Below are 25438 nucleotides of genomic sequence, written 5' to 3' on the forward strand. Positions count from 1 at the left end.
CATTAGAGAGCGCCCTTCGTGGACGGCACCACACCCGCGTTCCGCGGGTCCAGGGCGGTGGCCTCCCGCAGCGCGCGGGAGACGGCCTTGAACTGCGCCTCGACCACGTGGTGGGCGTCCGGGTGGCCGCCGGGCCGGGCCGCGCGCAGCACGTCCACGTGCAGCGTGATCCGGGCCGACTGGCCGAACGACTCCCAGATGTGCCGGGTCATGCTCGTCGGGTAGACCGGCCCGATGTACGGCGCCAGCGCCGGCTCGTCGTGCACCACGTACGGGCGGCCGGACAGGTCGACGGCGGCCCGGACCAGCACCTCGTCCATCGGGACGGTCGCCGATCCGTACCGCCGGATGCCGGCCTTGTCGCCCAGCGCCCGGTCGAACGCGGCGCCCAGCGCGAGCGCCGTGTCCTCCATCGTGTGGTGCGCGTCGATCTCCAGGTCGCCGACGGTGTGCACGGTCAGGTCGAAGCCCCCGTGCCGGGCGATCTGGTTGAGCATGTGGTCGTAGAAGCCGACGCCGGTGGAGATGTCGGCCTTGCCGGTGCCGTCGAGGTCGATCTCGACGAGCACCTTCGTCTCGTTTGTGACCCGCTCGATCCGGGCGATCCGGCTCATGAAACTCTCTCCATCGCGGTGAGGAATGCGTCGGTCTCGGTCGGGGTGCCGGCGGTGACGCGCAGCCAGCCGGGCAGGCCGACGTCGCGTACCAGGACGCCGGCATCGAGCAGGGTACGCCAGGCCACCGCCTGGTCCCCCGCGACGGCGAACAGCACGAAGTTGGCGTCGCTGTCGGCCACCCGGTGGCCCCGGGCGCGCAGCTCGGCGACGATCCGGTCCCGCTGCTCCTTGATCGCGGTCACGGTGCCGAGCAGGGCGTCCCGGTGCGCCAGCGCCGCGCGGGCCGCGGCCTGGGTGAGCGCGGACAGGTGGTAGGGCAGCCGGACCAGCTGCACCGCGTCCACCACCGCCGGGTCGGCGGCCAGGTAGCCGAGCCGGCCGCCGGCGAAGCCGAACGCCTTGCTCATGGTGCGGGTCACCACCAGCCGCGGGTGGCCGGGCAGCACGGCGAGCGCGCTGACCGTGCCGGGGCGGGCGAACTCGGCGTACGCCTCGTCCACGATCACCATGCCTGGTGCCTCGTCCAGCACGGCGGCGACCACCGCCGGGTCCAGCGCGGTGCCGGTCGGGTTGTTCGGCGAGCAGAGGAACACCACGTCGGGCCGGTGCTCGCGGACCTGGGCCACTGCCTCGTCGGCGGTGAGCCCGAAGTCCGCGCCGCGCGGGGCGGGCACCCACCGGGTGCCGGTGCCGAGTGCCAGCAGGGGGTGCATCGAGTACGCCGGGATGAAGCCGAGCGCGGTGCGCCCGGGACCGCCGAACGCCTGGAGCAGCTGCTGCTGGATCTCGTTGGAGCCGTTCGCCGCCCACACGTTCTCGGCGGTGAGCCCGTGGCCGAGGTAGGCGGCCAGGTCGGCGCGCAGCGCCACGGCGTCCCGGTCCGGGTAGCGGTTGAGGTCACGCAGCTCGGCGGCGACCGCCTTGCCGATCGCCTCGACCACCGGCTCGGGCACCGGGTAGGAGTTCTCGTTCGTGTTCAGCCGTACCGCCACGTCGAGCTGCGGCGCCCCGTACGGCGTACGCCCGCGCAGGTCGTCGCGGATCGGCAGCTCGTCGAGCGTGGTCACGACGCGCCGCCCTCGCCGAACCGGACGCTGACCGCCTGGCCGTGCGCGGGCAGGTCCTCCACCGTCGCCAGCGTCACCACGTGCGGCGCCACGTCGCGCAGCGCGTCCTGCGTGTATTCGACCAGGTGCACGCCGCGCAGGAACGACTGCACGGACAGCCCCGAGGAGTGCCGCGCGCAGCCGCCGGTGGGGAGCACGTGGTTGGAGCCCGCGCAGTAGTCGCCGAGCGACACCGGCGACCAGGCGCCCACGAACACCGCCCCGGCGTTGCGGACCCGCAGCGCCCACTCGCGGGCGTTCTCGGTCTGGATCTCCAGGTGCTCGGCCGCGTACGCGTCGACCACCCGCAGTCCGGCCTCCAGGTCGTCGACCAGGACGACGCCGCTCTGCTCGCCGCGCAGCGCGGTGCCGATCCGCTCGGCGTGCTTGGCCACCGGCGCCTGCCGGGCCAGTTCGGCGTCGACCGCGTCGGCCAGCGCGGTGGACGGGGTGACGAGCACGCTCGCCGCCAGCGGGTCGTGCTCGGCCTGGCTGATCAGGTCGGCGGCGACGTGCGCCGGGTCGGCGGTGTCGTCGGCCAGGATCGCGATCTCGGTCGGGCCGGCCTCGGCGTCGATGCCGACCACGCCGCGCAGCAGCCGCTTCGCGGCGGTGACCCAGATGTTGCCCGGACCGGTGATCATGTCGACCGGCTCGCAGCGCTCGTCGCCGGCCGGGTCGACGCCCGCGCCGTAGGCGAGCATGGCGACCGCCTGGGCGCCGCCCACCGCGTACACCTCGTCCACGCCGAGCAGCGCGCAGGCCGCGAGGACCCGGCGGTCCGGCAGGCCGTCGTTGTCCTTCTGCGGCGGGCTCACCACCACCAGCGAGCGCACCCCGGCCGCCTGGGCCGGGACCACGTTCATCACCACCGTCGACGGGTACATGGCCAGGCCGCCAGGGACGTAGAGGCCGACCCGGTCGACCGGCACCCACCGCTCGGTCACCGTGCCGCCGGGCACCACAGTCGTGGTGTGGTCGGTGCGGCGCTGGTCGGCGTGCACCTTGCGGGCCCTGGTGATCGACTCCAGCAGCGCGGCGCAGACCTGCGGGTCCAGCTCGCCCTCGGCGGCGCGGATCGTCTCGACCGGCACCCGCAGCCGCTCCGGGGAGACGCCGTCGAACCGTTCGCTGGCCTCCCGGATCGCCGGGTACCCATGGTCCCGGACCGCCTCCACGAGCGGGCGGATCCGCTCGACCGCCACGGAGACGTCGAGCTGGGCACGGGGCAGCAGGCGGCGCGGGTCACGGACCCCGCCGCGCAGGTCGATCCGATTCAACACGCCTGCGAGTCTAGGCCGCCGACCGGGCCACCGGCCGGGCCCGCCCGCACGCCGGGACGGTGAGCCGGGACACGCGCGGGCGGGCGCGTTGGCGATACGCTCGATCACGTGAGCGCACGGCTGCCGGTGTTCCCGCTCGGGACCGTCCTCTTCCCCGGGCTGGTCCTTCCGCTGCACATCTTCGAGGAGCGCTACAAGGCGCTGGTGCGCCACCTCGTCGGGCTGCCCGAGGGCGCGCCGCGCGAGTTCGGCGTGGTGGCGATCCGGGCCGGCTGGGAGGTGGCGCCGGCCGGGCCGCCGGGGCTTTCCGGGCCGGCCGGTGGCGAGGTCACGCTGCACGAGGTCGGCTGCACCGCCGAGCTGCGGCAGGTCACCGAGCTGGCCGACGGCGGCTTCGACATCGTCACTGTGGGGCGGCGACGGTTCCGGGTCGCCGAGGTCGACGCCTCCACCGAGCCGTACCTCACCGCCGAGGTGGAGTGGCTGCCGGAGCCGGACGGCCCGGACGAGACCGCCGACCTGCTCGCGGCCCGGGTGATCTCGGTGTTCCGGCAGTATCTCGGGCTGATCCGGCCCGAGCAGCAGGAGATCACCGAGCAGCTGCCGGAGGATGCCACGGTCCTGTCGCACCTGGTCGCGGCGACCGCCGCGCTGACCGTCGCCGACCGGCAGCGGCTGCTCGCCGTCGACGACACGGCCGGCCGGCTCCGCGCCGAGCTGCGCCTGCTCAACCGGGAGACGGCGTTGCTGCGGCGGGTGCGCGCGGTGCCGGTGCCGCTCAGCGAGCTGGCTGGTCCCCCGGCGCCGAACTGAACCCGGGCGGGGGCGGCGGCCAGGCGGCGTCGGGCTCCGGCTCCGGCCGCAGCGACGGCCACCGCGACCAGCCCGCCAGCAGCGTGTACGTGACTGCGGCGCCGAACGCGGCGAGCAGCAGGTTACCGTGCGGCAGCGGCAACGGGCCGTACCAGTCGACGCCACCGGCGCGCAGGTCGACCGGCTTGGTGAACGCGGTGCCCGGCGGCGCGGTCTCCACCAGCCGCTGGAACGTCGACAGCCCGATCCGGCGGCCGACCTGCCAGGCAACCACCGCCGCGCCGATGCCGCCGAGCGTCACCGCGAGCAGGCCCGCCGGGCCACGCCGGCGGCGCAGCAGCACCCACAGTGCGATGGCGGCGAGCACGCCGAAGCCGAGCGTCAGGAGGCTGAACCAGCCGTCCGCGGCGATCGGCTGCTCCGGCTGCGGCGTGGTGTAGACCGCGCCGGCCGGGGTCTGGCGTACCGGGGTGGCCGGCGCCAGCCACGCCCAGAGCAGGCCGAGCGGTACGCCGAGCGCGGTGAGCAGCCCGACCACGCCGAGCGCGGTGAGCAGCGGACGGCGCGACCGGGCGGCACCGGGCAGTTCCGCCGCCACGAACGGATGCCCGGCGAGCGGGTCGGCGCCGGGGGCGGTGACCGGTGTGCCGGCCGGCACCGGCAGGCCGCCGGGCCAGCCGGGCGGCTGAGCGGCCCCGGGCCACACGTCGCCGCCGGGACGCGGGGCGGTGCCGGGCAGCGGGGCCTCGCCCGGCCGCGGGGCCTCGCCGGGACGCGGGGCGTCGCCCGGCCGCGGGGCCTCGCCGTCGCCGCGCTCGCGCGCCCGCTCGGGCTCACTGGTGTCCGGACTCACGCGTTGATCCTCTCAGGCCCGGGCACGACGCGGGGCGGTGGTCGGCGCTCAGCGCGCGAACGGTTCCAGCATCACCGCTGCCGCCTTGAGCCAGGCGTCGCGGGTCTCGGCCTGGAGCTGGTGGTACTCGATCGAGGATCCGGTCTCCAGCGCCGGGTCGTACGGCACCACGGCGACCGCGCGGGTACGGGTGGCGAAGTGCCGCTCCAGGTCGTCCTGCAGCGAGGTGCGCCCCGGCGTCGGGCAGGAGATCAGCGTGACCGCGTTGTCGGCCAGCTCGCCCATGCCCACCTCGTGCAGCAGGTCGAGCATCCAGTCCGCGCTGAACGCCGCGTCCTCACGCGGCACGGTGGTCACCACGAGCTGGTCGGCGGCCTGCATGACGGTGCGCCAGTTGGGGCTCTCCACGTTGTTGCCGGTGTCCACGCAGACCACCTCGTGGGTGCGGCGCAGCAGCTCCAGCACCCGCTTGACGGTGAACTGGTCGAGCCGCTGGGCGAAGCGCGGGCTCTCCTCACCGGCCAGCACGTCGTACGAGCCGTCGGAGGCGTGCCGCAGGTAGTCGTCGAGGTGCGACAGCAGCGTGTTGCCCTCGAGGATCTCGATCTGCGCCAGGTCGTGGATCAGGTGGCGGATGGTGCGGGCGTGCCGGGCGCTGCCGGCCCGCAGACCGAGCGTGCCGCGCAGCTCGTTGTCGTCCCAGGCGAGCACGCCGCGCCCGCGTACGCTGCCCACCGTGGCGGCGGCGAGCACCGTCGCCGTGGTCTTGTGCACCCCGCCCTTGGGGTTGGCGAAGGCGAGCACCCTCGGGGTGCCCAGCTCGCGGCGCAGCACGCTGGTCGCCCGTTCCACCTCCGGGTCCGGCTCCGGGGCACGCCACTGCGCGTGGGACGCCTCGGCCCGGCCGGAGCGCCCCTCCAGCGGGCGGCGTGGCGCGGGCACCACCGGCTCCGGGGCCGGCGGCGCGTCGGGCCGGTAGCGGCCCCGGTCGAGCAGCGCGTAGCGGGACTCGGCCGGCGGCGGCGCGGGCCGGTAGCCACCGTCGAGAAGGGAGTACCGGGACTCGGCCGGCGCCTCGGCCCGGCCGAGCGGCTCCGGGCGGGCGGGCTCGGGCCGCCAGGACGGCTCCGAGCGCGGCTCGGCGGTGAAGGGCTGCTCGGGCGCGAGCGACGGGTCGGCACGCCGGGGCGGGTCGGGCGGGTAGGGCTGCCCGGCACGCCAGGACGGCTCCGGGTCGCTGCGGTAAGCCGGGTCGGCCCGGTAGGCCGGCTCGCCGTCGCGGCGGGGATCGGCGCGGAAGGCCGGGTCGACCCGGAACGTGGCCTCGGCCCGGTAACCGGGCTCGGCGCCGTACGACCCGTCGGGGGCGCGACCGACGGCTGTGGCGCGACCGGTCCAGCCGGTGCCCGCGCCACGACGCGGCAGCGGGTCGGGCGGCGGGGCCGGTTGCTCCTCGACGTGCCGGTCGGCGTCGGCGTGCTCCGCGCCGCGACCGCCGAGCCGGGCCCGGTCGAGCAGCGCCCGCCACCGCGGTGCCGGCTCGCCCTGCCGACCCCAGCCGGTCTCGCTGCCGTCCAAGGATTCGCCCTCCCCCAGCCCATCGATCTCCGCCTGACAGGCTACGAACGAAACCCTATTCGGACCACTCCCCGCGCCGCACATCGCCCGTCGGCCCGCCGCACGATGGGATCCGCCGGGTCGCCGCGTGCCTGGACGTCTCAGGAGGTGGGAGCGGGATTGGGTGCCCCGGAACCGGCGGGTGGCGCGGGGGCGGTCGGTGAAGGTCCGCTCACCGTCCGTGCGGCTTCCGACGAATCGCCCATTCCGCCTGCCTCCGCGTGCCAGGTGTCGGCCGGTGGCCGGGCCACGTCACGCTGCTCGGGCAGCGGCGGGGTGAACACGCTCCGGTCCAGGCGGCGCACCTCCGGCGCCGGGTCCACCACCCGGACGCCGGGCCGGCCGGCGAGCGCCCGCAGGGCGTCCGGCGCGGCACTCACCACCGCGGCGTAGACGCAGGCGCAGCCCGTCCGGTACGCCGCCGCCTCGCGGACGGCGACGTCGGCGCCGCCGTCGTACACCCGGCGCAGTTCCGGATCGGCGGTGGCGGCGGCGCGGGAGCGGTAGTCGGCGGCCTCCCGGTCCTTGCGCCCGGCGACGCCGGCCATCCCGGCCACCACGTCCCGCGGCAGGCGCAGCGCCGCGATCCGGACGATCTCGGTCTGCCGGCCGGGCAGCGGCACCCGCGCCACCACCGCCGAGACCCGCGTGCCGTCCAGCACGGCGGCCGCCCGCGCCGGGGTCAGATAGTCGCCGAACGAGACGAGCGCGTAGCCGTCGGGCGCGTCGAGGCGGGCCAGTTCGTCCCCGGCGGCGCGCAGGTACTCCGGGATGCTCGCGCCGCCGGTCACGCCCACCCTCGTGACCTCGCCGACCGTGCGGTCGCTCGCCGGACGGTCCCGCCGCTGCGCCACGGCGACCACCAGCACCACGAGCGCGCAGGCCAGCGCGAGCCAGGTCAGCGCGGCGGACCGGGACCGGCGCGGCGGCGCGGGATGGTCGCTCACGTCAGTCGCGCAGGATCTCCAGCGCCCGGGCCAGGTCGTCCGGGTACTCGCTGACGAACGTCACCGCGTCGCCGGTGCCCGGGTGCGCGAAGCTCAGCGAGCGGGCGTGCAGCCACTGCCGGGACAGCCCGAGCCGGGCCGACAGCGTCGGGTCCGCGCCGTAGGTCAGGTCGCCCACGCAGGGGTGCCGCAGCGTGGAGAAGTGCACCCGGATCTGGTGCGTACGCCCGGTCTCCAGCCGCACGTCGAGCAGGCTGGCCGCCGGGAACGCCTCGATCGTGTCGTAGTGGGTGATGCTCGGCTTGCCGCCGGAGACCACCGCCCAGCGGTAGTCGTGGTGCGGGTGCCTGTCGATCGGCGCGTCGATGGTGCCGCTCGACGGGTCCGGGTGGCCCTGCACCACGGCGTGGTAGCGCTTCTCCACCTCGCGGTACTTGAACGCCCGCTTCAGCGAGGTGTACGCGCGCTCGCTCTTGGCCACCACCATGATCCCGGTGGTGCCCACGTCGAGCCGGTGCACCACGCCCTGCCGCTCGGCGGCGCCGCTGGTGGAGATCCGGTGGCCGATGCCGGCCAGCCCGCCGATCACGGTGGGGCCGGTCCAGCCCGGGCTCGGGTGCGCCGCCACCCCGACCGGCTTGTCCACCACCACGATGTCGTCGTCGGCGTACACCACGGTCAGGCCGGGCACCGCCTGCGGCACCACAGTCGGCGGGGCGGGCGGCGCGGGCAGCGTGACCTCCAGCCACGAGCCCGCCTTGACCTTGTGCGAGTTGGGCCGGGCGACGCCGTCGACGAGCGCGTCGCCGGCGTCGATCAGACCGGCGGCGGCGGTGCGGGAGAGCCCGAACAGGCGGGACACGGCCTGGTCCAGGCGCATGCCGTCGAGGCCGTCGGGCACGGGCAGGGAGCGGGTGTCGCCGCCGGCGGCGAAGGCGGAGGTCATGCGCTCTCCCGCTGCTCGGCCGTGGTGGCGTCGTCGCGCTTGTCGTCGCGCTTGTCGTCGCGCTTCTGGTCACGCAGCCGGGAGCCGTCGCGCTGCCGGCCGGTCAGCTCCAGGAAGACCGCGAGCACCACGCCGCACACCAGCGAGCTGTCGGCCAGGTTGAACACCGGGTAGTACTCGCCGTACGGCCCGAACAGGCTGATCATGTCGACGACGTGGCCGACGAAGTGCCCCGGCGCGCGGAAGATCCGGTCGATCAGGTTGCCCAGCGCGCCGCCCAGCACCAGGCCCAGCGACACCGCCCACGGCAGCGAGCGCAGCCGCAGCGTCATCCAGGCGATCCACCCGATCACCACGAACGTGATGATCGGGAAGACCCAGGTGTGGTCGGAACCGATGCTCCAGGCCGCGCCGCTGTTGCGGGTGAGCGTGAAGTAGACGGCGCCGCCGAGCACCGACACCGGCTCCCGGCCGGGCAGCTCGCTGAGCGCGAGCTGCTTGGTGCCCAGGTCCGCCAGGAGCGAGAACAGGGAGACGCCGAGCAGCAGCGTGACCGCCCTGCGGCGGGGCGTGCCGGCGCCTGTCTCGGTGGTGCCGGACCCGGCGGGCGGTGCTGCGGTCATCTGCTCCCCATCGACGCTCGCGACGGTGGCGGTCACCGTCTGCCGTTCGGCCGCCGGGGAGCGGTGATCAGCGCCGCTCCTCCAGCTGCTTGCAGCTCACGCAGAGGGTGGCCGACGGGAACGCGGCGAGCCGCTCCACCGGGATCGGGTTGCCGCACCGCTCGCACCAGCCGTAGCCACCCTCGTCGAGCCGCTCCAGCGCGCGCTCGACCTGCGTGATCCGCTCCTTGATGCTGTTGGCGAGTGAGATCTCCTGCTCGCGCTCGAACGTCTTGGTCCCGGTGTCGGCCTGGTCGTCCCCGGCCGAGTCGGTCAGCCGGTCGCGCTGCAGCTCGGTGATCTCGCTCAGCGTCTGATCGTACTCGGCGTTGAGCTCGTCCCGCCGTGCCGCCAGGGCGGCCCGGATCTTCTCGGTCTCCGCCGCGCTGCGGGTGGCCTTCGCCACCGGCTTGCGACCGGCGGTCCTGGTGTCGGCTGGCTTCGCCATCGTCAGCTCCCTCAGCCGCATGGCGCGGCGGTCAGCGGTACGTGGGCGGGGACGCCCTCGTCGGCGTCTCCGCGTACGGAAGGGTGCACGGCGAACGGGACCGCCGTGCACTCCGGAGGTTGGCAAGAATACGGAACGTACAGGCGTCCGACAACGTGCCGCACCGTCGTCCCACGTATCCGCCCCGGACTGCCATCAATCGGGGCAAAAGGAACCGTAGCAGATCAGCGGGCCGGTTCCTCGCCGTACTCCCCGAACCACCTCGCCAGCCGGCCCCGGCGGCTCACCGCACGCAGCCGCCGCTCGGTCTCGTCCCGCACGCCCGCCGTGGCGACGATGAGCAGGCTGTCCCCGATCTTGAGCCGGGTGTCCGGGCCGGGCACGAAACCGGCACCGTCGCGCAGCACCAGGGTGACGGCGGCCCCGACCGGCAGGCGCAGCTCGTCCACGTGCACCCCGGCCATCCGCGACCCGGCGGGCACCTCGAGCTGGAGCAGGTCGGCTCGCATCCGTTCCAGCGGGGCGGTCTCCAGCAGGATCTCGCTCGCCTCGGCCGGCGCGGTCACGCCCAGCCGGCGGGCCGCCGGCGCCAGCGTGCCCGCCTGGAGCAACGTGAAGATCACCACCAGGACGAAGACCGCGTCGAACAGGCGGCCCGCCCCCGGCACGTGCAACGACAACGGGATGGTCGCCAGCACCACCGGCACCGCGCCGCGCAGCCCGGCCCAGGACAGGAAGAGCTGCTCGCGCAGGTTCACCCGGAACGGCAGCGCGGAGATCGCCACCGACAACGGCCGGGCGAGCAGCAGCAGCGCCAGCCCGGTGATCACGGCCGGCAGCACCGCCGCATCCAGCCGGCTCGGCGACACCAGCAGGCCGAGCAGCACGAACAGGCCGATCTGGGCCAGCCAGGCCAGCCCGTCGGCGAAGCCGAGGATGGCCTGCCGGTGCGGCAGCCTGGAGTTGCCGAGCAGCACGCCCGCGACGTAGACGGCGAGGAAACCCGAGGCGTGCAGCACCGACCCGGCCGCGTACGCCAGCACGGTGAAACCGACCACAGCGATCGGGTACAGGCCGGCCGACGGCAGCGCCGCCCGGCGCAGCGCGTACCGGCCGGCCAGCCCGGCGCCGACCCCGACCGCCGCGCCGGCGCTCAGCTCGTAGCCGAGCAGCAGCACCTCGTACCACCAGGGGTGGGCCACCTCGGCCCCGGCGCGGGACAGCAGCAGCACCAGCAGCACGACCGGGGCGTCGTTCACCCCGGACTCGGCCTCCAGCGCGGCCACCAGCCGGGGCGGCAGGCGCAGCCGGCGCAGCGTGGCGAACACGGCCGCCGCGTCGGTGGAGGAGAGCACCGCGCCGTAGAGCAGCGCCAGCCGCCAGTCCAGGCCGAGCAGCAGGTGTACCACCACGCCGACGACCACGATGCTGACCACGACACCGACAGTGGACAGCGCCGCGGCCAGGCCGAGCACCGGCCGTAACGTGCTCCACCGCGCGGTCAGACCACCCTCCGCGATGATCACGATGAGCGCGCAGAAGCCGAGCACCCGGGTCAGCTCGACGTCGTCGAACCGGATGCCCAGACCGGCCTCCCCGAGCAGCACGCCCAGTGCCAGGTAGACCAGGAGACTCGGTACGCCGAGCCGGGTGGAGAACCGCACCGCGCCCACCGCGACCAGCAGCACGGCGGCGCCCACGAGCAACGCGACGTCGAGCCCCGGGGTCATCGCCGGCCGGCCCGACCGGACCTCACGCCGTGCTGCCGTCGCGCAGCCGGCGCAGCACCTCCGGCAGCCCGTCGTGCGGGCGCTCCACCAGGAAGAGCTTGTCCCGGCTCGCCGCGCCGGAGCGCAGCGACACGGTCGCCGGCCGGACGCCGAGCGCGTCGGCGAGTGCCCGGCGGGCCGCCTCGGTGGCGCGGCCGTCCACCGCCGGCGCGTGTACCGCGACGACGAGCGCGGGCCCGTACGGGCCGTCGAACCGGCCGCCCACCCGGGCGCGGGCCGCCCCGGGCTTCACCCGCACCGCGACGGTGAGCGTGTCGTCAGCGGTCGTCATGGTCAGCGCGGAGCCTCGGCGAGCAGGGTGGTGGCGGCGGCGCAGTGCGCGCACGGGGTGAAGCCCAGACCGACCGCCTCGGCCACCGGCAGTGGCTCGTCGTCCCGGCCCACCAGGTGCGGGCAGTCGGGCAGATGGAAGCGGGGGTGCCCGTCCACCACCAGGACGTCGGCGGGCAGCCGGACCAGCCGGGCGACCTCCCCGGAGGAGAGGAACTCGGCCGGCGGGTCGCCGTCGAACGCCTCGCCGGGTGCCGGCGAGGTGGGGCGCGGGGCCTCCGGGACGCGTGGGCCGGGCGGCGAGTAGGGCGCGGGTTCCTCGTCCGGCCCGGCGTCGAACGGCGGCGAGTACGCGGCCGGCGGCGGTGGGTCGTCCGGCTCGGTCACCGGCGACCCGGGCGGTTGCCGCCACCCGGGTCCGCCGGCGCCGACCGTGGACGTTTGGTGCGGTACCGGGCTCACCGGTTCGTCAGGGGACGGAACGGTGTGCGGGGTCCGCAGCCGCGGCCCGGTCTCCCGGCCGGCCGTGGCCCGCGCCGCGGCGGCCTGGCGGGCGAACGCGACGAAGGCGACGGCGGACAGCAGGCTGGCCGCGATCGAGACGATGAGAAGGAGGCTGGATCCGCCGGCGAGGCCGGCGATCAGCAGCACGACCGCGACGAGGATGAGCAGGATGCTGGCGGCTACCACGGCTCACCCCCGGCCGCGTCGTGTCGGTCTGGGCGGTCGGTGGCCGTCACTGGGACGGCCACCGACGCGGGATCAGCGGCCGGACTCGAGGGAGCCCGCGCGGCCACCGCCGTAGGAGCCGGCCAGGCCGGCCGCGGCGAGACCGTTGCTGCCGGTGGCGCGGTTGCCCTCGCGGTTCATCTCCACCTCGAGGCCCTGGCCGCGACCGTCGAGGTCACGCAGCTGGCTCTCCAGGTAGGCCTTGAGGCGGGTGCGGTACTCGCGCTCGAACTGCTTGAGCTCCTCGATGTGCTTCTGCAGCGCGGTGCGCTTGGCGTCCAGGCCGCCCATGGCCTCCTGGTGCCGCTGGCGGGCGTCCCGCTCCAGGGCGTCGGCCTTGGCGCGCGCCTCCCGGGTGACCTCCTCGGCCTTGGAACGGGCCTCGGAGAGCAGCTGGTCGGCCTCGCGACGGGCGTCGGAGACGTGGTCGTCGGCGGTGCGCTGGGCCATCATGAGCACCCGCAGCGCCTGCTGCTCGCCGTCGCCGGTCACGCCGGCCGGGCCACCCTGCGCGCGTACCTGCTCCAGCTCGGCCTGCATCGCACGGGCCGCCTGCTCGGCGGCCGCCTTGTCCCGCTGCACCCGGTCGAGCTGGGCCTTGACGTCGTTGAGTTCCGCCGCGAGGCGGGCGTCACCGCCGGGGCCGGCGGGAGCGCCACCCCGACCGCCGCGCTCCACCTGGGCGCGCAGCTCGTTGTTCTCCTCGATCAGACGGGCCAGCTCGCGCTCGACCTCGTCCAGGAAGGCGTCGACCTCCTCCTCGTCATACCCCCGCTTGCCGATCGGCGGCTTTTTGAAGGCGACGTTGTGAACGTCGGCCGGGGTCAGCGGCATCGAAACTCCTCGGGTCAGTTGCGGCCGCGAAAGCGCTCTGGTCAGGCAAACGCGAAGATCAGGCGCCTAAACACGAACTCCATCAGCACGAACAGGATAACCAGGAGCACAAGGGAGGCCAGGTCGATGCTCACGGTACCAATTCGCAGTGGCGGGATCACACGCCTCAACGCTCGCAGGGGCGGATCAGTGACGCTCCACACGACTTCCAGTCCCGCCGACGCTCCCCGGCCCGGCTGCCAGCGGCGACCGTAGGCCAGCACCGCGCCCAGCACGAAGCGCGCCAAAAGGACAATTAGGAAGATGTACAGCACCAGGTAGAGCACCTGGAACAGGATCGACAACACGGCAGGCGACGTCCCTCGGTCATGGTCAGCTCAGGCTGAAGAAGCCGCCCTCAGCGATCTTGGCCTTGTCCTCAGCGGTGACCTGGACGTTGGCCGGTGAGAGCAGGAACACCCGGTTGGTCACGCGCTCGATCGTACCGCGCAGACCGAACGCGAGCCCGGCGGCGAAGTCGACGAGCCGGCGGGCGTCCGCCTCGTCCATCTCGGTGAGGTTGATGATCACCGGTACGCCGTCGCGGAAGTGCTCGCCGATGGTCCGCGCCTCGCGGTACGTGGTCGGGTGCAGCGTGGTGATCTGGTAGCGCTGCTCGTCCTCCGGCGCCACGCGCTCCCGCTCGCGCGGCTGGGCCTGCGGCGCGAGGGCGAGATTGTCCCGGGTGTGGTAGGTCAGGGCACCCGACGTGTCCCCGGCGGAGGACCGGGTGATCGACCGTACGCTGGAGCGATCGACCCGCTCCGGGCGCTCGGTCTCGCCCCGGTCGGTGTCGGCCGAGCGACTGGAGGCGCGCTCGGACAGCCGGCCGCGCTCGCCGAGCCGGCTACGCGTGGTCGGCGGCTCCTCGGCCTCGTCGTCGTCCTCGTCGGCGAACTCCTCGGCGTACCGGCTCGACCGGTAGCGCGACGAGTCCCGGTAGCCACCCTTGTCGTAGCCACCGTCCTCGTACGCCCGCTCGTCGTCCTCCTCGACGAGACCGAGCCAGACCCCCGCCTTGCGCAGTGCACCCATCCCCGCGCCCTTCCGTCCGCCGTGCGGCACGCGCCCCCGTGCCGTGTCGCTTGATCACGAGTGGACGATCATGCCCACCGGACCGGATCGGCAATCCCCTGACGTGCGGTTCGCGGTCCGCCCGTCACGGCCCCCGGCTACGGGAACGCCGTCCTGAACAACACTGATGTAATTTGCTTCCGTCGTGGTGAGGCTACCGCAGCGCAGGGCGCATTCCGAGCAACGCGCTGCCGACACGGACATGTGTCGCGCCGTACCCGATCGCGCTCTCCAGGTCTCCGCTCATGCCCGCCGACAGCGCCGTGGCGCCGGGATGGTCGGCCCGCAGGGCCGCCGCCACCTCGGCCAGCCGGGCGAACGCCCGGTCCGGCTCCCAGCCCAGCGGCGCCACCGCCATCAGGCCGGCCAGCCGCAGACCGTCGGCGCCGGCCACCGCCGCGGCCACCGGGTCGAGCCCGCGCTGCGGGTCGGCCGCGCCCGGCAGCGCCCCGCCCCGGGCCGCGTCGCCGTCGATGCTCACCTGCACGAGCACGTCCAGCGGCCGGTCCCGGAGGGCGCCGGCCGCGGCGTCCAGCGCGGCGGCCAGCCGGACGCTGTCCACCGACTGGACCACGTCGGCGTACCGGACCACCGAACGGGCCTTGTTGCGCTGCAGCTGGCCGATGAAGTGCCAGCGCGGCGACGCCCCGGCCGCGGCCACCGCCTCGGCCTTCGGCGCCGCCTCCTGGTCGCGGTTCTCCCCGACGTCGGTCACGCCCAGACCGGCCAGCGCGACCACGTCCGCCGCCGGGTACGTCTTCGTCACCGCGACCAGTGTGACCTCGTCGCGCTGCCGCCCGGCCGCCGCACAGGCGTCGGCGATGCGGGCCCGGACCCGGGCCAGTCCGGCCGCGAGTTCGGCGCGCCGCTCGGGCCGCACCGCCGTCTGTGACTCCGTCATCGGCGCGGCTCAGGACCCGTTCTTGAGGAAGTCGGGCACGTCGACGTCGTCGAAGAGCACCCGGCGCGACGGCTGCTGCGGCGCCGGCATGGTGGCCGGCGGGCTCGCCGGCGCGTTCGGCTGGGCCGGCGGGTTCTGGTTGCTCTTGCGCGGCGGCTCCACCGCCTTGTACGCCGGCGTGCCCCCGTCGAAGCCGGCCGCGATCACCGTGACCCGCACCTCGTCGCCGAGCGCGTCGTCGATGACCGCGCCGAAGATGATGTTCGCGTCCGGGTGGGCCGCGTCGGTGACCAGCTGCGCCGCGTCGTTGATCTCGAACAGGCCGAGGTCCGACCCGCCCGCGATGGACAGCAGCACGCCGCGCGCGCCGTCCATGCTCTGCTCCAGCAGCGGGCTGGAGATGGCCGCCTCGGCCGCCTCCACGGCGCGGTTCTCGCCGCGGGCGCTGCCGATGCCCATCAGCGCGCTGCCGGCGCCGCTCATCACGCTCTTGACGTCGGCGAAGTCCAGGTTGATCAGGCCCGGCGTGGTGATCAGGTCGGTGATGCCCTGGACACCGGAGAGGAGCACCTGGTCCGCGGTGCGGAACGCGTCCATCATGGAGATGTTGCGGTCGCCGAGCGCGAGCAGCCGGTCGTTCGGGATCACGATGAGCGTGTCGCACTGGTTGCGCAGCTCCTCGATGCCCGCCTCGGCCTGGACCTGCCGGCGCTTGCCCTCGAACGAGAACGGCCGGGTGACCACGCCGATGGTGAGCGCGCCGAGCTTGCGGGCGATGTTCGCCACCACCGGCGCGCCGCCGGTGCCGGTGCCACCGCCCTCGCCGCAGGTCACGAACACCATGTCCGCGCCCTTGAGGACCTCCTCGATCTCGTCGCGGTGGTCCTCCGCGGCGTTCTTGCCGACGTCCGGGTTGGCGCCCGCGCCCAGTCCCCGGGTCAGCTCCCGGCCCACGTCGAGCTTGACGTCGGCGTCACTCATCAGCAACGCCTGCGCGTCGGTGTTGATCGCGATGAACTCGACGCCCTTGAGCCCAACCTCGATCATCCGGTTGACGGCGTTGACGCCGCCGCCCCCGATGCCGACGACCTTGATGACCGCCAGGTAGTTGTGCGGAGGTGTCATCTCCGGTCCTTTCCCTTCGAGATTGGCATGGGCCGACCCCACACGGCTTGGCCGGATCAGCGGTCGAACATGTCCTTCGTCGCCTCCGACGGGCTGAACCCTCACCCTCTACTAGAGGCTTAGAGTTATGTCAACCACTGATCTCTTCGGGGCAACGTATGCGCCGCCGCGCCAGGAGCCAAGGACCTGTTCCGGCGTGTCGCCGACCGAGCGACAGGGGACACAGCCCAGCTCGTTGAGCCACGGGTCACTCGAACGTGACCACGTCCGGCGCGCTGACGTCGATCCGGTCCGCCTTGCGGCTCAGCAACGCGGTAGCCACTGTGGACTTGTCCGCGCCCCGGGAGGCGTCGCCCCAGAAGACCTGACGCTCGCCGCGCAGCAGCAGCGTGATCCGCGCCAGCCCGGCCACGTCCACCGCGACCAGCTCCGCGCGCAGCTTCCCGCCCAGCGCGGCGAGCACCGCCAGGCCGGCCCGCGTGCCCGGGTCGTCGGGGCCCGGCCGGGCGACCCGGATCTGCGGCAACCCGTCCGGCGCCCGGTCCAGGCGCTGGAAGACCACGCCCGAGCCGTCGACGACGACGAAGCCCTCCCCCTGCGGCACCGCCGCCACCGGCGTGCGTTCCCGCACCCGGATCACCAGCGTGCCCGGCCAGTCCCGCTCCACGGTGGCGCTCTCCACCGGCGGCAGCGTGCCCACCCGGCGCGCGGTCGCGGCCAGGTCCACCCGGGCCAGCGGTTCGTCGTCCGGCACCGCCGCCGCGTCGCGGATCTGCACCGGGGTGACCAGCCGCGCGCCGACCACCCGTACCTCGCGCACGCCGAACAGCCCGGTGCCCAGCACCGTCCACGCGACCAGGCCCGCGACGGCAAGCACCGCGGCGGCCACCGCCCAGGGCAGCGCGGCCCGCATCCGCCGCTGCCGGGCCCGGGCCATGAACCGGCGGGTCGACGGCGGCACGGCGTCCGCGTTGGCCCGCACCAGCTGCCAGCGCCGGGCCGGGCTGCGCCGCCCGCCGCCGCCGTCCGGTCCGGGGGTACGGCCACGGGCCGGACCGGGACTCATCCGGCCGGGGTCGCCGCGCCGTCCGGGTCGACGCCGGCGCCGAGGCCCGCGCCCCCGCCGGAGCGGGCGAGCAGCGCGTCGAGCAACTGGTCACCCATCAGCGAGATCGGCGGCGCGCCCATGGTCACCACCACGTCGCCGGTGCGCGCCCGCCGGGCCACCTCGCCCGGCACGTCGTCCCACGACTCGACGAACACCTTCCGCTCGGCCGGCAACGGCACCACCTCGATCAGCGCGGCCGAGCCCTCACCGGGGCGGCGCGTCTCACCGGGACCGAAGACCTCAAGCAGCACCGCCTCGTCGGCGATGCCGAGCGCGGCGGCGATCTCCGCCTGGTTGTCGCGGGTGCGGTAGAGCCGGTACGGCTGGAACACCACGATCAGCCGGCCGTCGCCGGCCACCTCGCGCAGCGTCTGCAACGCCAGCGTCATCGAGGTCGGGTGGTAGGCGTACTCGTCGTAGACGAGCACGCCGTCGGCCACGCCCTTGCGCTCGAAGCGGCGCCGCACGCCGGGGAACGCGCCGAGCGCGGCCTCCGCCGCGGCCACCGGCAGTTCCAGCAGGTACGCGGTGAGCACCGCGCCGGCGCTGTTGAGCGCCATGTGCCGGCCCGGTACCGGCAGCCGGATCTCGCCCAGCGGCCGGCCCTCGATCTCGGCCTGGTAGCGCACCCCGTGCGCGGACGAGACGACCTCGCTCATCCGCAGGTCCGCGTCGGCGGACTCGCCGTACGTCCAGACCCGGCGGCCCTCGGCCCGCAGCGTCTCGGCCAGCCGGCGCCCGCCCGCGTCGTCGGCGCAGGTGATCACGAAGCCGGCCGGGTCGGTGAGCCGGGCGAACTCCGCGAACGCCGCCTCCAGGGTGGCCAGGTCGCCGTAGGTGTTGAGGTGATCCGCCTCGATGTTCGTGATGATCGACACGAACGGGCGGTAGATGAGGAAGGAACGGTCGCTCTCGTCCGCCTCGACCACGAAGTGCTCGCCGGTGCCGTGGTGCGCGCCGGAACCCACCTCGGAGATCTCGCCGCCGATCACGAACGACGGGTCGGTGCCGGCCTGCTGGAGCACCATGGTGACCATCGACGTGGTGGACGTCTTGCCGTGGGTGCCGGCCACCGCCACAGTGCGGCGGCCGGTCATCGCGGCGGCGAGCGCCTCGGAGCGGTGCAGCACCCGCAGGCCCCGGCGACGCGCCTCGACCATCTCCAGGTGGTCCTGCGGGATGGCGGAGGAGTAGACCACCGTGTCCACCCCGTCGAGGTTGGACGCCTCGTGGCTGGAGTGGATGGTGCCGCCCAGCGCCCGCAGGCCGGCCAGCGACGGCCACTCCCGCAGCTCGCTGCCGGAGACCGGCAGACCCCGGGTGAGGAAGAGCCGGGCCAGCCCGGCCATCCCGACGCCGCCCACCCCGATCAGGTGGATCCGGCCCAGGTCCTCCGCCGTCATGGTGCCGGCGGGCGTGAACTGCGCGGTGTTCATGAGACGTACCTTCCCGTCGCGGTGTCCCACATCAGCGGGCGACCGCCTCGTAGACGAAGTTCAGCAGCGCCACGTCGCCGTCCCGGCGGCCGTACCCGGCCGCGGCGGCGCCCATCGCGTGCAGCCGCTGCGGATCCCGGATCAGCGGGATCACCGTCCGCTCCAGCCACGCCGGGGTCATCTCGGCGTCGTCGACCAGCAGCCCGCCGCCGGCCTCCACCACCGGCAGCGCGTTGCGCTTCTGCTCCTGGTTGCTGTGCGGGTAGGGCACGTAGACGGCGGGGAGGCCGATCGCGGCCACCTCGGCGCAGGTCATCGCGCCGCCCCGGGCCAGCATCAGGTCGGCGGCGGCGTAGCCCAGCTCCATCTCGGACAGGTACGGCAGCGTGACGTACGGCACCGGCAGGTCGGTGGGCACCGAGACCGGCTCGTTGCGGGCGCCGATGACGTGCAGCACCTGCACGCCGTTGCGGGCCAGTTCCTTGGCCGCGCCGGAGACAGCCAGGTTGATCGAGCGGGCGCCCTGCGAGCCACCGGCGACGAACAGCACCGGCAGGTCGGGACGGAGTCCGAAGTGGGCGCGGGCGGCGTCGCGCAGCGCCGCCCGGTCCAGCCCGGCGATGCCCCGGCGCAGCGGCACACCCACCACGCGGGCGTCGCGCAGCGCCTCGGCCTGGGCCGGCTGGTGCGGGAAGCCCACCGCGACGTTCTTGGTGAACTTCATCCCGAGCCGGTTCGCCACGCCCGGCGGCACGTTCACCTCGTGGATGACGATGGGCAGTTCCCGCCGCCACGCGGCCAGGTAACCGGGCACCGAGACGTACCCGCCGAAGCCGACCACGGCGTCGGCCTGGACCTCGTCGATCACCTTGCCTGCCGCGCGCGCCGCCTTCCACATCCGGTCCGGGGTGCGCACCAGACTCATGTTGACCGACCGGGGAAGCTGGTAGGCCGGGATCTGCCGCAGGTCGTAACCGGCCGGCGGGATCAGCTCGTTCTCCAGCCCCTTCGGTGTGCCCAGGCAGGTGATCCGGACGCTCGGGTCGTGTCGGCGCAGGCAGTCGGCGAAGGCGAGCAGCGGGTAGATGTGCCCGCCCGTACCCCCTCCGCAGAGCACCACCGAACGCAGCGGACCCATCAGCGTCTCCTCTCGCTCGCCGCGCCGGCGCGCGCCCGGTCGGACCGGGCGCCGCGGGGCGCGGCCTGGTCGTCCTGCCGCCGCTGCCGGGACCGGGGCACGGACCCTCGGTCGGCCGGAGGCGGCGCCGGTCGGCGGCGCCGGCCGGGAAGCGGCGGCAACGGGGCCCACACTAGCCGGACCCATCGGGCGGGCGGACGGGCGTGCAGCGCTCGCGCCGCGTCCGGCTCGGCGCGGGCGAACGAGGCGAGCATGCCGATCGCGGCGAGCGTCACCACCAGGGCGCTGCCGCCGTCGGAGATGAACGGCAGCGGTACGCCGGTCAGCGGCAGCAGGCCGGTGACGCCACCGATGTTGATGACGGCCTGGCCGACCAGCCAGGCGGTCACACCGGCGGCGGCGAGCCGGCGGAACGGGTCCTCGACCCGGCGGGCGATCCGCATCCCGGTGTACGCGAGCACGGCGAACAGCGTCAGGACCACTGTGCAGCCGACCACGCCCAGCTCCTCCGCGACGATGGCGAAGATGAAGTCGTTGTGCGCCTCGGGCAGGTAGTTCCACTTCAGCGAGCTCTGGCCCAGGCCGACGCCGAACCAGCCGCCGTTGCCGATCGCGTAGCGGGCCTGCACGAGCTGGTAGCAGTAGTCCAACTGCTGCTCGAAGCAGGTCTTCGGATCCGGCGGGTCGAGCCACATGGTGAGACGGCCGAGCCGGTAGTTGTCGGCGTCCCGGGAGCCGGAGCCGGCGCCGAGCGAGGCGGCGGCCACCAGCAGGCCGATGCCGGCCAGACCGATCGCGGAGAGCGCGGCGAAGACCCGGCCCCGCACGCCGGCCGCCCAGAGCAGCCCGACCACGAGCGCCAGCAGGCAGAGCATGCTGCCCAGGTCGTTGAAGCCGACCAGGACGAACAGCAGGCCCACCACCGGGAACAGCGGCGTCGCCAGTTCCTTCCACCAGCCCAGCGCGGCACCCTTGCGGGCCAGCACGTGCGCCGCCCACAGCACCAGCGCGAACTTCGCCACCTCGACCGGTTGCAGCGAGATCGGGCCCAGGGAGAGCGAGAGGAGTTCGGCCTTCAACGGCCCGATCGACGTCACCCCGAACAGCGAGTTCAACGCGACGAGCAGGTTGAGGGTGAGCAGCAGCGCCACCGCCACGCCGACCGCCGGGCGGCTCACCGCCCGGAACGTGCGCGCGGGCAGCCGCTGACAGGCCCAGAACGCGCCGATGCCGATCACCGCGAACACGGCCTGCTTGGTCAGCGACGCGGACGCGTCGCCGCCCTCGGCGAAGTCCTTCACGCTGGTGGCGGAGAAGACCATGGTGAGGCCGATCAGCAGCAGCAGGCCGGCGCTGGACAGCAGCAGGTAGTACGAGGCCAGCGGCCGGGCCAGCAGACCACGCAGCGCGGCCAGGCCACCGGCCGGATCCCAGCGCGCCACGGGCGGGTCGGCCGGTGGCGTGGCCGCCGGGGCACGGCGGGCCGGCGGGTCGCTGGTCACCTGGATGTCTCGTCCCTCCCCCACAGGCCCATCATGGCCGCTCCACCCGCCCGCCCGTGGCGCAACGGCCCGGTCGGCGTGTCGGATCCGCACACCCCCGGCGTCAGCTGACCGCGGCGAGGAACTCGCTGTAGAACAGCCCCAGTGCGATGGCCACGCCGATGCCCGCGATGATCCAGAACCGGACCACGATGTTGACCTCGCTCCAGCCGGCCAGCTCGAAGTGGTGCTGCAACGGCGACATCCGGAACACGCGCTTGCCGGTGGTACGGAAGGAGATGATCTGGATGACCACGGACATCGTGACGATGACGAACAGGCCGCCCAGGATCGGCAGCAGCAGGATGGTCCGGGTGGACATCGCCATGCCGGCGATCAGGCCGCCCAGCCCGAGCGCGCCGGTGTCGCCCATGAAGATCCGCGCCGGGGACGTGTTCCACCACAGGAAGCCCACGCAGGCACCGGCCGCCGCGCCCGCGATCAGCGCGATCTCCAGCGGATCGCGCACTGTGTAGCAGTACGCCTCGGTGTAGTTCGGGTCGGCGCACCAGTGCCGGTACTGCCAGAACGCGATGAGCGCGTACGCCGCGAGCACCATCACCGAGGCGCCGGTGGCCAGGCCGTCCAGGCCGTCGGTGAGGTTCACGCCGTTCGTGGCCGCCATCACCACCATGATGATCACGATCACCGCGCCGATCTTGCCGATCTCCAGCGCCGGGATGTCCCGGATGAAGCTCAGCGTGGTGCTGCCCACCGTCTCGGTGTTCGTCGCGTTGCCGCCGGCGTCGGTCATGCTGGACGGGAAGTAGACCGCCACCGCGCCGAAGACCGCGCCGACCAGGATCTGCCCGGCCAGCTTGCCCCGCTTGTTGAGGCCACCGCTGTGCCGCTTGCGCACCTTGAGGAAGTCGTCGATGAAGCCGACCGCGCCGGAGAACACCATCAGCCCCAGCAGCACCAGCGCCGTGATGGTCGGCTCGACCTGGGCGATCTGCGCGTCCGGCAGCGTGGTCAGAGCCAGGTGCCCGGCCACGTACGCGATGACGGTGGCCAGGATGAAGACCACGCCGCCCATCGTCGGCGTGCCCTTCTTGCCCTCGTTGCTGGCGAGCCCGAGGTTCGACCGGATCGGCTGGCCGGCCTTGAGCCGGGCGAACACCTTGATCGCGATCGGGGTGCCGAACAGCGAGATCAGGAACGCGACGCCGACGGCGACGATGACCGCCCTCATGCCGCGCCGCCCTCCGTGGCCGTCTCCCGGGCGTCCGCGCGCAGCGCGTCGGCCACCTCCCAGGTCCGGTACCGGGAGCCCTTAACCAGCACCACGTCTCCCGGACGCAGCTCGCTCCGCAGCACCTCGACGGCCGCCGCCTGATCGGTGAGCAGCACCGACTCTCCTCCCCAGTTACCTACCGCTGTCGCGCCCTCGTGGATCGGCGCCGCCGGCTCGCCCACCACGAGCAGCCGGTCCACGCCCAGGTCGGCCGCGAGCCGGCCGACCTGCTGATGCCCCTGAAGTTCGAAGTCGCCCAGCTCGGCCATGTAGCCGAGCACCGCGACCGTACGCCCCTCGCCGCGCATGCTGGCCAACGCCCGCAGCGCCACGCCGGTGGAGGCGGGGTTGGCGTTGTACGAGTCGTCGATCACCGTCACGCCGTCGGGGCGCTCGAAGACGTCCATCCGCCGGGTGGAGACCAGGCCCAGCTCGTTCAGCGCCGCCGCCAGCTCGGGCAGCGGCAGGCCCAGCTCCCGGCCGACCGCCGCGGCGGCGAGCGAGTTGGAGACCTGGTGCCGGCCGGTCAGCCCGAGCCGCACCGGCGCGCTGCCCTCCGGGGTGACGAGGATGTACGACGGCCGTCCCCGGCCGTCCAGCGTCACGTCCACGGCGCGCACGTCGGCGCGCTCCGACTCGCCGTAGCGGACCACCCGGGCCCGGGTCCGCGCCGCCATCGCGTCGACCCGCGGGTCGTCGGCGTTGAGCACGGCCAGCCCGTCGGACGGGAGCGCCTCGACCAGTTCCCCCTTGGCGAGCGCGATGGCCTCCACCGAGCCGAACTCGCCGAGGTGCGCCACGCCGACGTTGAGCACCACCGAGATCCGCGGCGGCACCACGTCGCACAGGTAGCGGACGTGCCCGACCCCGCGGGCGCCCTTCTCCATCACCAGGTAGCGGGTCTCCGCAGTGGCCTGCAACGCGGTGTACGGGTGTCCCAGCTCGTTGTTGAACGAGCCGGGCGGCGCCACCGTCGGGCCGAGCCGGACCGCGATCTGGGCGATCAGGTCCTTGGTGGTGGTCTTGCCGGACGAGCCGGTCAGCCCGATCACGGTGAGCGCGGGCAGCCGGTCGACCACCGTACGGGCCAGCCGGCCCATCGCGTCGAGCGTGTCGCCGACGAGCACCATCGGCACGCCCGGCACCTCACGGGTGCCGAGCACCGCCACCGCGCCGGCGTCCACCGCGCCGGCCGCGTAGTCGTGGCCGTCCACCCGCTCGCCGGGGAAGGCGACGAACAGCCCGCCCGGGCCCACCTTGCGGGAGTCGAACTCGACGGTGCCGGTGATCCGGGCGTCCGGGTCGGCGCCGGCCAGCCGGCCGTCGACAGCTGCGGCCACCTCGGCCAGCGTCAGCGGGATCACCGCTGACCCACCAGGTCACCGAAGCGGGCGCGCAGCGCCGCCGCCAGCTCCACCCGGTCGTCGAACGGCAGCACCTCGCCGCCGATCTCCTGGCCGCGTTCCTGGCCCTTGCCCAGCACCGCCACCACGTCACCCGGTTCGGCCACCCGGACCGCCTCCTCGATCGCCGCCCGCCGTCCGGGCACCTCGATGACGCGGGCCGGGGTCGCGGCGGCGTACGCGCCGGCCAGCACCTCGGCCCGGATCGCGGCCGGGTCCTCGGTCCGCGGGTTGTCGTCGGTCACCAGCACCACGTCGGCGCCGCGCGCGGCCACACCGCCCATCACCGGCCGCTTGCCCCGGTCCCGGTCGCCGCCGGCGCCGAGCACGCAGATCAGCCGGCCGGTGGTCAGGCCACGCAGCGCGGTCAGCACCGCCTCGATCGCGTTTGCCTTGTGCGCGTAGTCGACCACCCCGCGCACCGGGGCGTCGCCGCTGACCAGTTCCAGCCGCCCGGGTACGCCACCGCAGGCGGCCACGCCGCGCGCCGCGGTCCGCGGGTCCACCCCGGCGGCGACCAGCAGCGCGACGGCCAGCAGCGCGTTCGCGACGTTGTGCCGGCCGGGCAGCGCGACGCCGGTGGGCAGCGTCAGGCCGTCCGGCCCGTGCAGCGCGAAGCGCTGCGCGTACCCCTCGCCGTCGACGCCGTCGGCCCACCAGGTCGCGTCCGGGTCGCCGGCCGCCGAGTAGGTGACGGTGCCCGGCCTGTACAGCGGGCGCAGCGCCGGGTCGTCGTGGTTGAGCACCTCGACCCGGCAGCGGCCGTCGAACAGCTTGGCCTTGGCCGCGAAGTAGTCCGCCTCGTCGGCGTGGAAGTCCAGGTGGTCGGAGCCGAAGTTGGTGTAGCCGCCGACGTCGAACCGGACACCGCCGACCCGGCCCATGGCGAGGGCGTGGCTGGACACCTCCATGACCACGGTGTCCACCCCGTGCTCGCGGGCAACCGCGAGCATGGCGTGCAGGTCGGTGGCCTCCGGAGTGGTCCGGACGCTGTCGATCACCAGGTCGCCGAGGCGGGTCTCCACGGTGCCGATCAGCCCGGTGACGTGCCCGGCGGCGCGCAACCCGGACTCGACCAGGTAGCTGGTGGAGGTCTTGCCGGCGGTGCCGGTCACCCCGATCACGGTCAGGCCGGCGGTCGGGTCGCCGTAGATGGTCGAGGCCACCTCGCCGAGCGCGTCGCGCGGGTCGTCGACGACGAGCACGGGCAGGCCGCTCCCGGCGGCCAGCTCCGCGCCGGCCGGGTCGGTCAGCAGGGCCACCGCGCCCGCCCGCGCGGCGGCGGCGGCGAACTCCGCGCCGTGGCGCCGGGCGCCGGGCAGGGCGGCGTACAGGTCGCCGGGGCGTACCTCCTGGCTGGCGTGGGTCACGCCGGTGACGGCCGGCTCGGCGGCCTCCTCCGGCGCTGTCGCCGCCACGCGGGCGGCGAGGTCGCCGAGCCGTACGGGACGCACGGTTGTGGGACGTGGATTGCCGGGCACGGCGTCAGACCCTACCCGGTCGTCCGGTTCCGACCGCACAGCC

Annotated in this window: 25 protein-coding genes; 1 reads left to right on the top strand and 24 read right to left on the bottom strand. The window is 74.3% G+C overall.

Features of this window, described 5'->3' with window-relative positions:
• Positions 1-2: 2 nt before the first annotated feature.
• The 3 genes from hisB to hisD are packed head-to-tail and all read right to left on the bottom strand — an operon-like array spanning position 3 to position 3006.
• Positions 3-614 carry an imidazoleglycerol-phosphate dehydratase HisB gene (hisB, locus tag AB0B20_RS09540; protein WP_018785239.1) on the bottom strand — a complete coding sequence of 204 codons (612 nt, stop codon included), beginning with the start codon at positions 612-614 and terminating at the stop codon, positions 3-5.
• Positions 611-1684, bottom strand: a complete 1074-nt coding sequence (locus AB0B20_RS09545; RefSeq protein ID WP_357469541.1) for a histidinol-phosphate transaminase — start codon at positions 1682-1684, stop codon at positions 611-613. Before AB0B20_RS09545 ends, hisB begins: the two co-directional genes overlap by 4 nt.
• A complete protein-coding gene (hisD, locus tag AB0B20_RS09550; protein ID WP_357469544.1) occupies positions 1681-3006 on the bottom strand; it encodes a histidinol dehydrogenase in 1326 nt (441 codons plus the stop codon). The genes AB0B20_RS09545 and hisD overlap by 4 nt, the downstream gene beginning before the upstream one ends.
• Positions 3007-3114: 108 nt before the next feature.
• Here hisD and AB0B20_RS09555 point away from each other — a divergent pair, with 108 nt between their 5' ends.
• Positions 3115-3819 (top strand): LON peptidase substrate-binding domain-containing protein, encoded by a 705-nt coding sequence (locus AB0B20_RS09555; RefSeq protein WP_357380816.1) that lies wholly within the window; start codon positions 3115-3117, stop codon positions 3817-3819.
• Here AB0B20_RS09555 and AB0B20_RS09560 read toward each other — a convergent pair.
• The 21 genes from AB0B20_RS09560 to AB0B20_RS09660 form a co-directional block, all read right to left on the bottom strand.
• A complete protein-coding gene (locus tag AB0B20_RS09560; RefSeq protein WP_357380814.1) occupies positions 3785-4672 on the bottom strand; it encodes a DUF2567 domain-containing protein in 888 nt (295 codons plus the stop codon). The two genes, AB0B20_RS09555 and AB0B20_RS09560, sit on opposite strands and share 35 nt — an antisense overlap.
• Positions 4673-4720: 48 nt before the next feature.
• Positions 4721-6250, bottom strand: coding sequence for an ATPase (locus tag AB0B20_RS09565; protein WP_357380812.1), 1530 nt, complete (start codon positions 6248-6250; stop codon positions 4721-4723).
• A 140-nt stretch (positions 6251-6390) separates the two neighbouring features.
• Complete coding sequence (locus AB0B20_RS09570) at positions 6391-7236, bottom strand: hypothetical protein (RefSeq protein WP_357380810.1); 846 nt, start codon at positions 7234-7236, stop codon at positions 6391-6393.
• Position 7237: 1 nt separating this feature from the next.
• Positions 7238-8182, bottom strand: coding sequence for an RluA family pseudouridine synthase (locus AB0B20_RS09575; protein ID WP_357380808.1), 945 nt, complete (start codon positions 8180-8182; stop codon positions 7238-7240).
• On the bottom strand, positions 8179-8805 hold the full coding sequence (gene lspA / locus AB0B20_RS09580) for a signal peptidase II (protein ID WP_357380805.1): 627 nt from the start codon (positions 8803-8805) through the stop codon (positions 8179-8181). The genes AB0B20_RS09575 and lspA overlap by 4 nt, the downstream gene beginning before the upstream one ends.
• A gap of 67 nt (positions 8806-8872) precedes the next feature.
• Complete coding sequence (locus AB0B20_RS09585; protein ID WP_091268039.1) at positions 8873-9292, bottom strand: TraR/DksA C4-type zinc finger protein; 420 nt, start codon at positions 9290-9292, stop codon at positions 8873-8875.
• Between the two features lie 224 nt (positions 9293-9516).
• On the bottom strand, positions 9517-11022 hold the full coding sequence (locus AB0B20_RS09590) for a potassium/proton antiporter (RefSeq protein WP_357380803.1): 1506 nt from the start codon (positions 11020-11022) through the stop codon (positions 9517-9519).
• Between the two features lie 22 nt (positions 11023-11044).
• Complete coding sequence (locus tag AB0B20_RS09595; protein WP_357380801.1) at positions 11045-11353, bottom strand: DUF167 domain-containing protein; 309 nt, start codon at positions 11351-11353, stop codon at positions 11045-11047.
• Positions 11354-11355: 2 nt separating this feature from the next.
• On the bottom strand, positions 11356-12042 hold the full coding sequence (locus AB0B20_RS09600; protein WP_357469548.1) for a hypothetical protein: 687 nt from the start codon (positions 12040-12042) through the stop codon (positions 11356-11358).
• A 72-nt stretch (positions 12043-12114) separates the two neighbouring features.
• Positions 12115-12915, bottom strand: coding sequence for a DivIVA domain-containing protein (locus AB0B20_RS09605; RefSeq protein WP_357380797.1), 801 nt, complete (start codon positions 12913-12915; stop codon positions 12115-12117).
• Positions 12916-12956: 41 nt separating this feature from the next.
• Positions 12957-13262 carry a YggT family protein gene (locus AB0B20_RS09610; protein WP_357380794.1) on the bottom strand — a complete coding sequence of 102 codons (306 nt, stop codon included), beginning with the start codon at positions 13260-13262 and terminating at the stop codon, positions 12957-12959.
• 25 nt (positions 13263-13287) lie between these two features.
• Positions 13288-13989, bottom strand: a complete 702-nt coding sequence (gene sepF / locus AB0B20_RS09615; protein WP_357469552.1) for a cell division protein SepF — start codon at positions 13987-13989, stop codon at positions 13288-13290.
• 193 nt (positions 13990-14182) lie between these two features.
• Positions 14183-14929: a YggS family pyridoxal phosphate-dependent enzyme gene (locus AB0B20_RS09620; RefSeq protein WP_357469554.1), complete on the bottom strand. Its 747-nt coding sequence runs from the start codon at positions 14927-14929 to the stop codon at positions 14183-14185.
• Between the two features lie 9 nt (positions 14930-14938).
• Positions 14939-16054 carry a cell division protein FtsZ gene (gene ftsZ, locus AB0B20_RS09625; protein ID WP_357380788.1) on the bottom strand — a complete coding sequence of 372 codons (1116 nt, stop codon included), beginning with the start codon at positions 16052-16054 and terminating at the stop codon, positions 14939-14941.
• 247 nt (positions 16055-16301) lie between these two features.
• Complete coding sequence (locus tag AB0B20_RS09630) at positions 16302-17120, bottom strand: FtsQ-type POTRA domain-containing protein (protein ID WP_357380786.1); 819 nt, start codon at positions 17118-17120, stop codon at positions 16302-16304.
• Positions 17117-18598: a UDP-N-acetylmuramate--L-alanine ligase gene (gene murC / locus AB0B20_RS09635; RefSeq protein ID WP_357380784.1), complete on the bottom strand. Its 1482-nt coding sequence runs from the start codon at positions 18596-18598 to the stop codon at positions 17117-17119. The genes AB0B20_RS09630 and murC overlap by 4 nt, the downstream gene beginning before the upstream one ends.
• Before the next feature lie 31 nt (positions 18599-18629).
• Positions 18630-19736 carry an undecaprenyldiphospho-muramoylpentapeptide beta-N-acetylglucosaminyltransferase gene (gene murG, locus AB0B20_RS09640; protein ID WP_354870154.1) on the bottom strand — a complete coding sequence of 369 codons (1107 nt, stop codon included), beginning with the start codon at positions 19734-19736 and terminating at the stop codon, positions 18630-18632.
• On the bottom strand, positions 19736-21178 hold the full coding sequence (locus AB0B20_RS09645; RefSeq protein WP_357381166.1) for a putative peptidoglycan glycosyltransferase FtsW: 1443 nt from the start codon (positions 21176-21178) through the stop codon (positions 19736-19738). Before AB0B20_RS09645 ends, murG begins: the two co-directional genes overlap by 1 nt.
• A gap of 163 nt (positions 21179-21341) precedes the next feature.
• The gene (mraY, locus tag AB0B20_RS09650) at positions 21342-22469 is read right to left on the bottom strand and encodes a phospho-N-acetylmuramoyl-pentapeptide-transferase (RefSeq protein WP_357380781.1); all 1128 of its coding nucleotides are present in this window, start codon (positions 22467-22469) and stop codon (positions 21342-21344) included.
• Positions 22466-23875: a UDP-N-acetylmuramoyl-tripeptide--D-alanyl-D-alanine ligase gene (gene murF / locus AB0B20_RS09655; protein WP_357380779.1), complete on the bottom strand. Its 1410-nt coding sequence runs from the start codon at positions 23873-23875 to the stop codon at positions 22466-22468. The genes mraY and murF overlap by 4 nt, the downstream gene beginning before the upstream one ends.
• On the bottom strand, positions 23872-25434 hold the full coding sequence (locus AB0B20_RS09660) for a UDP-N-acetylmuramoyl-L-alanyl-D-glutamate--2,6-diaminopimelate ligase (protein ID WP_357380777.1): 1563 nt from the start codon (positions 25432-25434) through the stop codon (positions 23872-23874). Before AB0B20_RS09660 ends, murF begins: the two co-directional genes overlap by 4 nt.
• Between the last annotated feature and the right edge of the window lie 4 nt (positions 25435-25438).

Origin of the sequence: Micromonospora sp. NPDC049151 (assembly GCF_040648395.1) — a bacterium.
In the GTDB taxonomy this organism is placed as follows: Bacteria; Actinomycetota; Actinomycetes; order Mycobacteriales; family Micromonosporaceae; genus Micromonospora.